Raw genomic sequence first — 12,869 nt, forward strand, 5'->3', positions numbered from 1 at the left:
TTTTTCGGGGGTGTGAAAGGTGAACGATCCCTCTAAACATTGCTCATTTCCACTTCCGGACTCAACGTCCCCAGCCACGCCACCAACCCCACAATCAACACCGCTGCGGCCATTTCCACCACCACACTGCGTCGAAGTGCATGGGCCGCCGCGCGATATTGGCCCTCTCGCAACGACTGCTCCAGCAAGGGGCCAAGATGAAAGCGGTTCAACGCCGCCAACACCAGCATCCCGGCAAACAGCAACACTTTGATCGTCAGCAAAACTCCGTAGTGGCTGCGTAAAACCTCATCGAGCTTCGGCCCGACGATGAACAGGTAGTTCACCACGCCCGTCAGGGTGATGATCACGACGATCAGCGCGCCAGCAAGTTCGAATCGTTTGACCGCGCGAGCCAGCAAGCGAATGTGTGCTTCGGTTTGCAGGGCCCGGGTTTGCGCCATCAGGGCAAACGCAAGCAACGCACCGAGCCAGGCGCCCGCTATTTGCAGGTGCAGGATGTCCGCGGTGAAGTGCCAATAGCGGCGACTTCCGTCGTCCATAGCGCCGTGCCCGCTCCAGGCCAGGCCGGCGAGGGCGATGCCGCCGGCCGTGGCGGCGATCACCAGGCTGATGCCGGGGGCGCGTGAGTGGAACGTCAATGCCAGCCCTACGACCGCCAATGCAATCATCCGCACAGCCCAGGCCAACCCGACATCGGTCTCGAACAGCATCATCTCGATGTGAGGTCGCAACTCGGCAACGTCTGATTCGCCGCTCATGGTGCTGGCCATCAGCACCATGCCGGCGCTCGACAACAATGCCCCGAGTCCGGCAAAACCCGCCAACAATCCGCAAAAGGGCAGCACGGTCCCCGAACGTCGTTCCCGTCCTTTAAGGCTATACAGCCCAAACAGCGCCACGCCAAACAACAGCATCAAATCCACATACAACACAAACCGCAGCACGACGTTGGCCGAGTCGCTCATCGATCATTTCACTTTGAAGGTGACGTTGCCGGTGATCGGGTGGGTGTCCGACGACACTGCGCGCCATTCGACCTTGTAGGTGCCGGCAGTCAAGGGCGCTGTCGGGGTGATGAACATGGTCTTCGGATCACTGCCGCCGCTGACTTTGGCCTTGACCGGCATCGGGGCGTGGGCCATACCGGACATTTCGGTCATCAGCAGTTTGGCGCCAGAAAACTGGGTGACGAGGTTTTCGGAAAAGTGCAGCTCGATCTTGTCGGGCGGCGTACCTTCTGCGCCTTCCGCTGGGGTGGAGGCGAGCAGTTTGGGGTGCGCTTGAGCGAGGGTGCTCATGAGCAGGCCGCTGAGCAACGTGATAACGACGGCGGTGGGTTTGATGAGGCGCATGCAAGGTCCTTTACCGCTTGAAGCGGTTGTTGTTGGTTTGAGGTGAGTCTGTTCAGAACCACAGCCGAATACCGAGCACCAGGCGGGTTTCGCTGCGGTCCTCGCCTTCGTCACTGGCGTAGTCGGCGGTGTTGCCGTAGGTGCGGTTCCAGGTCACGCCGAGGTAGGGCGCGAATTCCCGGCGGATTTCGTAGCGCAGGCGCAGGCCGGCTTCGGTGTTGGACAGCCCCGCGCCGATGCCCCGTTGCGGGTCGTTTTTGCCATAGGCGTTGAGTTCGACGGTTGGCTGCAGGATCAGCCGATTGGTCAGCAGGATGTCGTAGTCGCCTTCCAGCCGCACGGCGCTCTGGCCGCCTTCGCCGATGAAAGCCGTGGCTTCGGCCTCGAAGTTGTACAGCGCCATGCCTTGCACGCCGAACGCGGCCCAGGTTTGCGGGGCGCCGGGCTTGAAGTCCTGGCGCACGCCGCTGACGACGTCCCACCACGGAGAAATGGCGTGGCCCCACAGGGCCTGGATTTCCGCGTCCTCGGTCACGCCATTGCTGCGTTCGCCTTCGGAGCGCAGCCACAGGCGATCGATGTCACCGCCGACCCAGCCGGACAAATCCCAGGCCAGGGTGCTGCCGTCATCGGCGTCCTGCCATTCCAGTTTGTCGGCGAGGAAGAATGAATTGAGCGTGCTGTCATGTACGTGGTGACCGGCGGGATCGGCATACACGGCAGCGCGATCGGCATCGGTCAGCACCGGGATCGGTGTGCGACTTTCGCTGGCGGCGGCGGGCTGCATCTGGCCCTCGTCCATGCTTTGCATCTGACTGTGGTCCATCTGGCTGTGATCCATGCCTTGCATGTCATCGCTGGCGGCCATCGCCGTCGAGGTCGCGAGTGCGAAAAAAACCGGGGTGAATCGAATCATGGGGTGCGCCTCATTCTTCCACGCGAACTTCACGGAACATGCCCATTTCCATGTGGTACAGGAGATGGCAGTGATAGGCCCAGCGGCCGAGCGCATCGGCGGTGACCCGATAGCTGCGCCGGGAGCCCGGTGGCATGTCGATGGTGTGTTTGCGCACCATGAACTGGCCGTTCTCGTCTTCGAGGTCGCTCCACATACCATGCAGGTGGATGGGGTGCATCATCATCGTGTCGTTGACCAGCACGATCCGCAGCCGCTCGCCGTACTTGAGGCGCAGAGGTTCTGCATCAGAGAACTTCACGCCGTTGAACGACCAGGCGAATTTTTCCATGTGCCCGGTCAGGTGCAGTTCCAGGGTGCGGCCGGGCTCGCGGCCGTCCGGGTCTTCGAAGGTGCTGCGCAGGTCGGAATAGGTGAGCACACGGCGACCGTTGTCGCGCAGGCCCATGCCGGGATCGTCGAGTTTCGGTGAGGTGGACATGGCTTGCATGTCCACCAGCGGGTTGTCGGTTTCCGAGGCCGGGTGGGACTGCATGCCGGGCATGTCGCCCATGGCCATGTTGCCGTGATCCATGCCCGCCATGCCCGCCATGCCCGCCATGCTGCCGTGGTCCATGCCGCCCATACCCATGTCATCCATGGTCACCAGCGGGCGCGGGTCCAGTGGCGGCAGCGGCGCAATCAGTCCCGCTTTTACCGCCAGGGTGCCGCGTGCGAATCCGGTGCGATCCATCGCCTGGGCGAACAGGGTGTAGGCCGCTTCGGTCGGTTCGACGATGACGTCGAAGGTTTCCGCCACGGCAATGCGAAACTCGTCGACGCTCACCGGTTTGACGTGCAGGCCATCGGCGGCGACCACGGTCATTTTCAGGCCGGGGATGCGCACGTCGAAGTAGGTCATGGACGAGCCGTTGATGAAGCGCAGCCGCAGCTTTTCCCCCGGGCGGAACACCCCGGTCCAGTTCATGTCCGGCGCCTGGCCGTTCAGCAGGTAAGTGTAAGTGGCGCCGCCGACGTCGGCCAGGTCGGTGGGGTTCATCTTCATCTCGGCCCACATCTTGCGGTCGGCGACGGTCGGCCCCCAGCCTTTTTCGCTGACGTCGTGGATGAAGTCGCCCACGGTGCGTTTGTTGAAATTGTAGTAATCAGACTGCTTTTTCAGGGTCTTCATCAGGCCGACCGGGTCTTCGTCGGTCCAGTCGCTGAGCATCACCACGTAGTCGCGGTCGTACTGGAACGGCTCCGGGTCTTTGGCGTCGATCACCAGCGGGCCGTAGACGCCGGATTGCTCCTGAAAGCCCGAATGGCTGTGATACCAGTAGGTGCCGTTCTGTCGCACGGTGAACTGGTAGACGTACATGCCACCCGGCTCGATGCCCTTGAAACTCAGCCCCGGCACGCCGTCCATGTTGGTCGGCAGCAAGATGCCGTGCCAGTGAATGGAGGTGCTGTCCTTGAGTTTGTTGCGCACCCGCAGCGTCACCGTATCGCCTTCACGCCAGCGCAGCAGCGGGCCGGGGATGCCGCCGTTGATGGTCATCGCGGTGCGCGGGCTGCCGGTGAAGTTGACCGGGGATTCGCCGATGTACAGGTCGAAATCGTGACCGGCCAACACCTGCGGTTCGCCGGGACTGCTGATCGCCCAGACCGGCGTGCGCCATAACCCGAGGCCGCCGAAGAGCCCGCCGATGGCCAGGCCTTTGACGAAGGTGCGTCTTGAAGTGTGGGAGTGCATGCCGTTTGTTCCGCCCGTCAGCCTGTTGAACTTGTCGACGAGGCTAACGGGCGGTGCCTTTCAGCAGGCTGAGGCGGGGATTACAGTTTTGACAGGTTGGGGCGTTGCTTACTGGCGCGAAGTGGTCTTTTCCCTCGAGGCCACGGTATCGCTGCCGCAGTTGATGTAGGAAGACGACTTCAACCAGCGCTGGTCCGGGTAGTAGGAAAACAACAACTGCCCGTCCTTCATCGAATCGATCAGTCGATGGGCAATCGCCGGTCTGACGGCCGGGCAACCCAGGCTGCGGCCGATCCGGCCATTCGCGCGGGCCAGCACCGGGCTGACATAGGGCGCGCCGTGAATGACGATGGCCCGGTCAAAGGCGTTATCGTTGAAGCCGGGCTCCAGGCCTTCCATGCGCAGCGAGTAACCGTTCTGGCCGAGGTAGCTCTCTTGTGTGCGGAACAGGCCGAGGCTGGTGGCGTGGCTTTCATTCTGGTTGGAGAACAGCGTGGCCATGTTTTCACCGCTGTTGCGGCCATGGGCGACCAGTTCGTGAAACAGCAACTTGCGCCGTTTAAGGTCGAAGACCCACAGGCGTTGTTCGGTCGAAGGCAGGGAATAATCGATCACCGCCAGTCTTTGGGCTGGGGCGACACCTTGGGCGCGGCTGCATTGGGTTGCGCGAACCGCCAGGGCAATCACTTTGGCGTCGGCGCCTGGAGCTGCTTTGACCAGCGCGTTTTCAAGCGAATCGGCGTAGGCTGACGTTACTGAAAGGCACGTCAGTAAAATGGCAAATAAAGGGCCAAAGCGGTTGAGCGCCATCGTCGGGTCTCATCATGATAATTTCGAGTCTAGCTGGCAGCGAGTGGAAAGCTAGCCGTTTGAAACGGGTGATTAAGGATTATCCATGGTGCAATTAACAAGGTCATTCGTCATAAGCCGCATATTTTTTATGGGCTTTCTGATCAGCGGTGCGGCGTTTGGGCAAACTTCGCCGATTGAGCCGGTATCTGCGGCAAGCAGCACAATCGATGCCGCAGCGCCCGACGATGCGGTCGGCCAGGCGATTCAGGCAACACTGGAACCGCTGCGCTCGGCCTTTCCGCCGTTGCTCACTTCGCGGCGCTATCAGCGCGTGGATGTCAGCCGGGTGGTGCTGGATTTCTATATGCATCGCAACTATCGCGCCGCGTGGACAGATGAACGTGACGTGGCCCAGTTACTCAAGAGCCTTGAAGACACCCGGATCGACGGCCTGAATCCGGCGGATTTCCGCATCTCCGAACTGGCTCAGGCCCATGAATCGCTGGTAGTGGCCATGCCTTCCACGGCGCAACGGGCGATGTTCGACATGGCGGCGACCCGCACGTTCATCACCGCGCTGCTGCAACTGCGGCGGGGCAAGGTCGATCCGTCGCGGCTGGACATTCACTGGAATTTCGAGCCTTCCGGCGGCGATGCCCGCGAAGACATGAACAACCTGTTCGCCGCCCTCGATGCCCATGACGTGGCGCGTGCCTTTGCCGAGGCGCCTCCTCAGGAAGAGATTTACCGCAACTTGCGTGAGGGCCTGGCCCGGTTGCGCCAGGTTCGTGATGCGGGCGGCTGGCCGAAAGTCACCGAAGGGCAATCGCTCAAGCCCGGCATGGACGGGGTGGCTGTCGCACAATTGCGTGCGCGTCTGGTGGCGGGCGGATACCTGGACCCGCAGCTGTCGAAAAAGGCCGGTTACGACGACAAGGTCATTGCCGCGGTGAAGAAGTATCAGACCGAGCAATACCTGGGTGCCGATGGCGTGGCGGGGGCGGCGACGCTGGCGGCACTGAACGTGCCGGTCGAGGCGCGGATCGATCAGGTGCGGGTCAACATGGAGCGCGCCCGGTGGCTGTTGTACAAGCTTCAGGGCACGTTCGTGATCGTCGATATCGCCGGATACAAGGTGGCGATGTACCGCGACGGTCTGCCGATCTGGCGTTCGCGGGTGCAAGTCGGTAAACCGGTGCGCAGCACGCCGGTGTTCCAGGCCGAAATCACCTACATCACGTTCAACCCGACCTGGACCGTGCCGCCGACCATTCTCAAGCAGGACGTGATTCCAAAAGTCCAGAACGATCCGGGCTATCTGGAGGCCAACCGGATTCGCGTGCTTGATCGCGAAGGCAATGTGCTCGATCCGTCGAGCGTTGACTGGAGCAACCCGCGAGGCATCCACCTGCGTCAGGATGCCGGGCCCGACAGTTCGCTGGGGCAGGTGGCGATCCGCTTCCCCAACGACTATTCGATTTACCTGCATGACACGCCGCACCGCGAACTGTTTGCCAAAACGGTTCGGGCCACCAGTTCAGGCTGCATCCGCGTGGAAAACCCATTGCAACTGGTCGAGTTGTTGTTCAACGACCCGGTGCGCTGGAACAGCGAAGGCATTCAGAAGCAGTTGGCCAATGGCAGGACCGAGAACATCCAGCTACCGGTGAAAGTGCCGGTGCTGTTGGCTTACTGGACCGTGGACCTGAGTAAGGATGGGCGGGTGACATTCAAGCCCGACATTTATGATTACGATGCCAGGGTGCTCCAGGGCTTGAGTCAGCCTGTGAAGTTGCCCGCTCTGGACTTGCGTCGTGCAGAGATACCGCTGGTGGTGAAGGGACAGAACCAACAGTAATGAATAGACGCGGACACTGTAGGAGCGAGCTTGCTCGCGATGGACGTTAACGATAACGCGTGTTGTCTGGATGAACGCGTCGCCCTCAGGTCCATCGCGAGCAAGCTCGCTCCTACAGGGAAGGGCGGTATTCAGCTCCCCCCTAAAGCGCCAACCCTTGTTGCACTACTAAAAGCAGATCGCTTTCCGTCAGCGCCACCGCATCCAGCTGCGCTGTGGCCTGCTCGATCGTTTGTAGCCACCAGTGTGTTTCACCGTGTTCGTCCACGGTACGCAACAGGGCGAATTCGTTGCCTTGGGAGTGAATCTCGACCCGCCCTTCGCCATCGGCGGTGAAGCGTGCAACCGGGTCAAAGGTGAGGCTGTGCTCGTTGCCGGCAATCACCAACTGGTCGATGGCGTAGTTATAAGCGTCGCCATTGGGGTGACTCTCGAACACGTGGGTGGGGTTGCGCCGCAGGACCAGGCCCGCTTCGGTCAAGGGCAGCAGCCAGGCCTCTATCCGTTGATACAGTTCGTAGACCTGGCCCGGCCAGCCATCGATCGCCTGATCCGCGCTGGTCAGCCGTGTCTGTTTCAATTTTGCGGCGAGTTCGTCTGCCTTGCTCATGTCGATTCCCTGTGTGGAGTTCAGACTAATCGTAGCTCGTTGATGCGGGGGGCGCGCTTGCCTTGGGTCATGTTTGCGGCACATGCCGGGTGCAGGCGCTGTGCTTGGGCAGCACCCCCGGGCAGGTGTGATACCGCTGGGCAAGTGGCCACCCATTTATCATGGATAACCCCGTAAACTACGGCCCATAAAGATTGAGGGCTTTGGGTCGGTGCCCATGCCTTGCCCCCGACAGGATGAACTTTTGCCCACTCGCTTTAACGACCCGGACCACGCCCCTGGCGTCGCATTGAAACGCATACCGCTGCGCAAGGCCGCGGTGTTGTTCATTGCCACGGTGTGTCTGTGCCTGTGCGGTTTGCTCTACCTGCAACTGGAACAGTCCCGTCGCCATGATCTGAGCCTGGCGCAAGTGGCGTCTTCGAACCTGACGCGGGCCATGGCGCAGCAAGCCGAAGACACCTTCATGAAGGCCGACCTGGTGCTGACCAGTCTGGTGGACTGGATTCAGGTCGACGGTTTCGGCCCGGACCAACGACCACGCTTGCAGCAGACCTTCGCCCGGCGGGTGCTGGCGCTGGATCAGTTGCACGGCATCCTGCTGTTCGACCAGAAGGGCCAGTGGGTGGTGACCTCGTTTGAGAACCTGCCCCGGGGTGCCGGGGTCGCGGATCGCGAGTACTTCAAGTATCACCAGCAGAACGTATCGTCGGTGGCGCACATCGGCCCGGCCATCCGCAGCCGGGAAAACGGCGAGTGGATCATTCCGGTTTCCAAACGGGTCAACGACAGGAACGGGCATTTCCAGGGCGTGTTGCTGGCCGGCATCAAGATGTCGTACTTCGACCAGTTCTTCAAAAGTTTCAGCCTCGACGACAACGGCTCGATGTTTCTCGGCCTGACCGATGGCACGCTGTTGGCGCGTCGACCTTTTGTAGAGGCGCAGATCGGCGTGTCGCTGGCCCAGGGCGAGATTTTCCAGAAGTTCCTGCCACTGGCCACCTCCGGTAATGCGATGTTCACGTCCATCATCGATGGTGTGACACGCCTGTACGGTTACCGCCAGCTGGAGGCGTATCCGCTGGTGGTCGCCGCTGCGTCGTCCACGGAGACCATTCTCGCGGACTGGTACGACACGGCGTTTCGCTCCAGCCTCATCGTTGCCCTGGTGTTGCTGGTCGTGGGTTTGTTCGGGTGGGTGTTCCTGCATCAGGTGCGTGTTGGCGAGCGGGTCGAGTCGGATTTGCGCAGGGCCCAGCAAGCACTGGAGCTGATCGCCACCCACGACAGCCTGACCGGGCTGGCCAACCGCCGACTGTTCGAGCGGGCGCTGGGCATCGAGTTCGGGCGCGGCGCCCGGCAGGCCAGCCCCTTGAGCCTGATCATGCTCGATATCGATTACTTCAAGCGCTACAACGACACCTACGGCCATGTGGTGGGGGATCACTGCCTGGCCGAAGTGGCACGCGCGTTGAAGAGTTGTTGCCACCGCAAGGCCGATCTGGCGGTGCGTTACGGCGGTGAAGAGTTTGCGGTGTTGCTGCCGGACACCGACATCCACGGTGCCATGACGATTGCCGAGCAGATCCGCCGCAGCGTCATTGACAAGAGCATCAGTCACACCGGCTCGCCCAATGGCTACGTAACGGTCAGTCTGGGTTGCTATTCGTTCGTGCCGTCGGGGCGTGACAGCATGGACGTGTTTGTCGAGCGGGCGGATGCGGCGTTGTATCAGGCCAAGCATTCGGGGCGAAACCGCGTGGCAACGTTGTCGATGGCGGGCGGTGTCGAGGCATTGATGCGTTCCGATCGTTGAAGTGTTGTTCCTGCCGGTGGTCCGCCTCTCGGGCCTGGCTGAATTGATCGTCTAGAGTTCCGTTAGCGCTGCCGAACCCGGCAGGCTCCCCCTCGCACGGACGATCGCCAACATGTTGATACCCCAAGCGTTGACAGCCGTTGCTCTGACCGTCGCAGCCGCTGCCATCTTCCCGCTGGCCAGCCACGCGCAATCGAAAATCACTGCCGCAGAAGCTCACGCGATCGGCGTGGATGCCTACATCTATTTTTACCCGCTGCTGAGCATGGACATTACCCGCAAGCAATTCACCAACATCGAACCGGGCAAGGAATTCGGCAAAGGCCCGATGAACATGTTTGTGAGTGTGCCGCAGTACCCGCCTGCCGATTTCAAAGGGGTGGTGCGTTCCAATTTCGACACCTTGTATTCGATTGCCTGGCTGGACTTGACCAAGGAACCGCTGGTGATCGCCGCGCCTGATACCGATGGGCGTTTCTACCTGTTGCCGATGCTGGATATGTGGACTGATGTGTTCGCTTCGCCGGGCTGGCGCACCACGGGCACCGAGGCCGGGCAATTTTTGGTGACGCCACCGGGGTGGACCGGCACGGTGCCCGCCGGGATGAGTCACCTGTCGGCACCCACGCCCTTTGTCTGGATCATCGGCCGAACCAAGACCGACGGTGCGGCGGATTACGCGGCGGTGCACAAGATCCAGGCCGGCTACACGGTGACGCCGTTGTCCCGGTTGGGTAAGGAACCTGAAGCCGTCACCGTGAAGGTCGACCCGGCGGTGGACATGAAAACGCCGCCGAAGATTCAGGTCGATTCCATGTCGGCTGCCAATTACTTCACTTACGCGGCTGACCTGCTGAAGGTGAACCCGCCGCACAGCACCGACCAGCCAATGCTGGCGCAGATCAAGCGTATCGGCATCGAAGCCGGCAAGCCGTTCGACATGGACGCGCTGGACCCGCAGATCCGGGCCGCGCTGCAAACGGTGCCGCAGGATGCACAGGCCTTGATGACCTGGAAAGTGCCGACCCTGGCGCGGGAGGTCAATGGCTGGTCGATGAACACCGACACCATGGGCGTCTACGGCAACTACTACCTCAAGCGCGCCATCGTTACGCAGATGGGGCTCGGTGCCAACCTGCCCGAGGATGCGATTTATCCGTTGAACATCGGCGACAGTGACGGCAAGCCGCTCGAGGGTGCAAACAAGTACGTGCTGCATTTCAACAAGGGCGAGGCGCCGCCGGTGAACGCCTTCTGGTCGATCACCCTGTATGACCCGGAAGGTTTCCAGGTCGGCAACTCGCTCAATCGTTTTGCGGTCAGTAGCTGGATGCCGTTCAAGGCCAACGCCGATGGCTCGCTGGACCTCTATTTCCAGAACGAAAGCCCCGGCAAGGATCTGGAGGCCAACTGGCTGCCGGCGCCCAAAGGCCCGTTCAACCTGACCATGCGTTTGTACGGCCCGAAAGCCGAGGCGCTGAATGGCCAATGGAACCCGCCGGCGGTCAAGCCGATGTAAGCCCCAGGCGACAAAAAGCAGCCAATGACTGCACGTCATCGGCTGCTTTTGCCTGTCCAGCTGCCCGTCCCGCCGCCAGCACCGCCGGTTCCACCTCCGGGGGCGCCGGTTCCACCACCCGCGCCGCTACCCGGACCATTGACGCTGGTGCTGCCGATTGACGAGCCGGGGCCATGACTGCGGCTGTAGTCACCCGAGGGTGCGCTGGGTCGGTTGTTGTCTGGCCGCATGGCTGGGTTGCGGGTGGCGCCCGATGTCGTACCGGGCGTGCCAGTGCCATTGCCATTGCCATTGCCGGACGCCGCCAACGTGGCCAGGGGCGTTGCCGACAACAATCCCGCCAAGAGCAGCGAAGTCATTCTGATGTTCATCATGGTCGTCTCCAGGGATGAGTCGTTACCTGATGCCGGTGTGTAGGGTTGCGCAAGCGCAGTAGAGTTTTTTCATTTCCGGTGATTGGCTAAATCAATTGTCGGTGGCAGTGCTTGATCCCGTATACATAGCGGCCACTGGCGGAGTAATCCGCCGCTTGCGTGCAAAAGGATTGAGCGATGAGCGAGCCATGCCTGACTGACCGTGCTTTGTATCTGCGACGCCTGGGCTTCGACGCACCTCCGGCACCGACCCTGGAAACCTTGCGCCAACTGCAACTGCGCCATACCGGCGTTTTCCCGTTTGAAAACCTCACCACATTATCCGGCGATCCGGTGCTGATCGATTTGCCGTCCATCGAGCAGAAGGTCTTGCATGACGGTCGTGGCGGTTACTGCTACGAACTCAACAACCTGTTCCTGGCCTTGCTTCAAGCGCTGGGTTTCGACGCCCGTGCCATCAGCGGCCGGGTGGTGATGGGCCAGCCGGAGGGTGCCTGGACTGCCCGGACCCATCGCTTGAGCCTGGTCATCATCGATGACGTGCGCTACATCACCGACGTCGGCTTTGGCGGCATGGTACCGACCGCGCCCCTGTTGCTCGATTCCCGCGCCGAACAACTCACCCCTCACGAGCCGTATCGCATCGACCTGCACGTTGACGGCTTTACCCTGCGCGCCAACGTTGCGGGGGAATGGCGAGCGATGTACATCTTCGACCTGCAACGCCAGGAGGATATCGATTTTGCCGTGGGCAACTGGTACGTCTCGACCCACCCCGAGTCGACTTTCGCCGAGCAATTGATGGTGGCGCGCACCGGGGAGGGGGGGCGGCGTACGCTCAACAACGGCAACTTCGCGATCCACCGGATTGGTCACGACAGCGAGCGGCGGCAGGTGACGGATGTGCAGGAATTGATCGGCCTGCTGGGCAGCGAATTCGGCATTCGCGTACCGGAACAGGCGCAATTGGTGCGGACACTGGAACGATTGATCGCAGCGCCGCAATAGCGGGCTGATCGTAGACATCACCAAGGGCTGATCCGATTGATCGGCCCTTGGTGTTTCAGGGCCGAATACCCGGCTCCATCACCCGTTGAATTTCGCGCAAGGCCTCTGCCAGTTTCTGCTCCAGGCCCTTGAGTTCGGCAGGGGTGAGGGTTGGTTTCAGTTGTGTGGTCTTGCTTTCGTTGAGCAGGGCCCGGCGCAACGTATTGTTGATCGCCGTCTGGTAGCCGTACCCCTCGTTTTCTGCCAGTGCGCGGGCGGCTTCGATGACAGCGTCATCGAGCATGATGGTAATGCGGGTCTTGCCTTTGGCGGGCACCACGGCCCCGCGCCTGGCGTTGCTGAAATCGTATTCGTCTTTCATCGGTCATGCCTCCAGGTACTGACGGCGCTCGCTTTTGGTGGCGATGCGCGCGGAAATGATTCGAACGAAATCCGGATCGCGATGGGTGTACGCGACGACCAGCAATCGGCCTTTGGCATCCAGCCCCAGGGTGATTCAGCGTTGTTCATCATGGTGGTTGTCCTCGATGGTCAGCGCTCGTTCGTCATGGAATACCGGTTCAGTCTCTGCGAGGCTGATGCCTTGGTGCTTGAGTTTGTTGGCTGCGTTCTTTGCCTTGTGGAACTGAATTTCGAATGGCTTCATTATGCATACTTTATATGTATATAGAAGAGGCGGGCCTTACCGATGGTCGCCAGGAATTCGAAAGACTAGCCAGCACCCGCGTTTGGACAGGGAGGGATGTATTTCAAGGTTTTTTGGCGGGGCCTGGAGGGTGGGTAGCAGGTGGAAATGGACAGGTATCCATTTTGTGACTGATAAGTTGTATACAACTCTATAGACATTTGTCCTGACTATTGCATACAGTGTGCGAATAACAAAAAC

The 12,869-nt window shown here is 61.0% G+C and carries 12 protein-coding genes and 1 pseudogene; 4 read left to right on the top strand and 9 right to left on the bottom strand.

The features are described from left to right. Positions 1–32: 32 nt before the first annotated feature. The 5 genes from copD to AC1DWG_RS04070 form a co-directional block, all read right to left on the bottom strand. Positions 33–968, bottom strand: a complete 936-nt coding sequence (gene copD / locus AC1DWG_RS04050) for a copper homeostasis membrane protein CopD (RefSeq protein WP_477787279.1) — start codon at positions 966–968, stop codon at positions 33–35. Between the two features lie 3 nt (positions 969–971). Beyond that, on the bottom strand, positions 972–1,355 hold the full coding sequence (gene copC / locus AC1DWG_RS04055) for a copper homeostasis periplasmic binding protein CopC (RefSeq protein ID WP_477787280.1): 384 nt from the start codon (positions 1,353–1,355) through the stop codon (positions 972–974). Between the two features lie 52 nt (positions 1,356–1,407). After that, positions 1,408–2,271 (bottom strand): copper resistance protein B, encoded by an 864-nt coding sequence (locus AC1DWG_RS04060; RefSeq protein WP_477787281.1) that lies wholly within the window; start codon positions 2,269–2,271, stop codon positions 1,408–1,410. A gap of 10 nt (positions 2,272–2,281) precedes the next feature. Next, entirely contained in the window at positions 2,282–4,006 is a 1,725-nt protein-coding gene (locus AC1DWG_RS04065; RefSeq protein WP_477787282.1) for a copper resistance system multicopper oxidase, read from the bottom strand. Positions 4,007–4,114: 108 nt separating this feature from the next. After that, the gene (locus AC1DWG_RS04070) at positions 4,115–4,816 is read right to left on the bottom strand and encodes a murein L,D-transpeptidase catalytic domain family protein (RefSeq protein WP_477754074.1); all 702 of its coding nucleotides are present in this window, start codon (positions 4,814–4,816) and stop codon (positions 4,115–4,117) included. A gap of 85 nt (positions 4,817–4,901) precedes the next feature. Between AC1DWG_RS04070 and AC1DWG_RS04075 the strand changes: the two genes are divergently transcribed. Then, complete coding sequence (locus AC1DWG_RS04075; RefSeq protein ID WP_477787283.1) at positions 4,902–6,656, top strand: L,D-transpeptidase family protein; 1,755 nt, start codon at positions 4,902–4,904, stop codon at positions 6,654–6,656. A 142-nt stretch (positions 6,657–6,798) separates the two neighbouring features. On the opposite strand, the gene AC1DWG_RS04080 is transcribed toward AC1DWG_RS04075, so the two are convergent. Continuing rightward, positions 6,799–7,266 (bottom strand): hypothetical protein, encoded by a 468-nt coding sequence (locus tag AC1DWG_RS04080; RefSeq protein ID WP_477763487.1) that lies wholly within the window; start codon positions 7,264–7,266, stop codon positions 6,799–6,801. Between the two features lie 217 nt (positions 7,267–7,483). Between AC1DWG_RS04080 and AC1DWG_RS04085 the strand changes: the two genes are divergently transcribed. Then, a complete protein-coding gene (locus AC1DWG_RS04085) occupies positions 7,484–9,082 on the top strand; it encodes a sensor domain-containing diguanylate cyclase (RefSeq protein WP_477787284.1) in 1,599 nt (532 codons plus the stop codon). Positions 9,083–9,194: 112 nt separating this feature from the next. Further along, on the top strand, positions 9,195–10,601 hold the full coding sequence (locus tag AC1DWG_RS04090) for a DUF1254 domain-containing protein (RefSeq protein ID WP_477787285.1): 1,407 nt from the start codon (positions 9,195–9,197) through the stop codon (positions 10,599–10,601). Between the two features lie 35 nt (positions 10,602–10,636). Here AC1DWG_RS04090 and AC1DWG_RS04095 read toward each other — a convergent pair whose 3' ends face one another. Continuing rightward, positions 10,637–10,975: a hypothetical protein gene (locus AC1DWG_RS04095; protein WP_477787286.1), complete on the bottom strand. Its 339-nt coding sequence runs from the start codon at positions 10,973–10,975 to the stop codon at positions 10,637–10,639. 177 nt (positions 10,976–11,152) lie between these two features. Between AC1DWG_RS04095 and AC1DWG_RS04100 the strand changes: the two genes are divergently transcribed. Beyond that, a complete protein-coding gene (locus AC1DWG_RS04100; RefSeq protein ID WP_477787287.1) occupies positions 11,153–11,983 on the top strand; it encodes an arylamine N-acetyltransferase family protein in 831 nt (276 codons plus the stop codon). 55 nt (positions 11,984–12,038) lie between these two features. Here AC1DWG_RS04100 and AC1DWG_RS04105 read toward each other — a convergent pair whose 3' ends face one another. Next, positions 12,039–12,344, bottom strand: a complete 306-nt coding sequence (locus AC1DWG_RS04105) for a BrnA antitoxin family protein (RefSeq protein ID WP_477787288.1) — start codon at positions 12,342–12,344, stop codon at positions 12,039–12,041. 3 nt (positions 12,345–12,347) lie between these two features. Further along, positions 12,348–12,629 (bottom strand): annotated as a pseudogene (locus AC1DWG_RS04110) (BrnT family toxin). Positions 12,630–12,869: the final 240 nt, after the last annotated feature.

The organism is Pseudomonas sp. P4_B3, assembly GCF_056402295.1.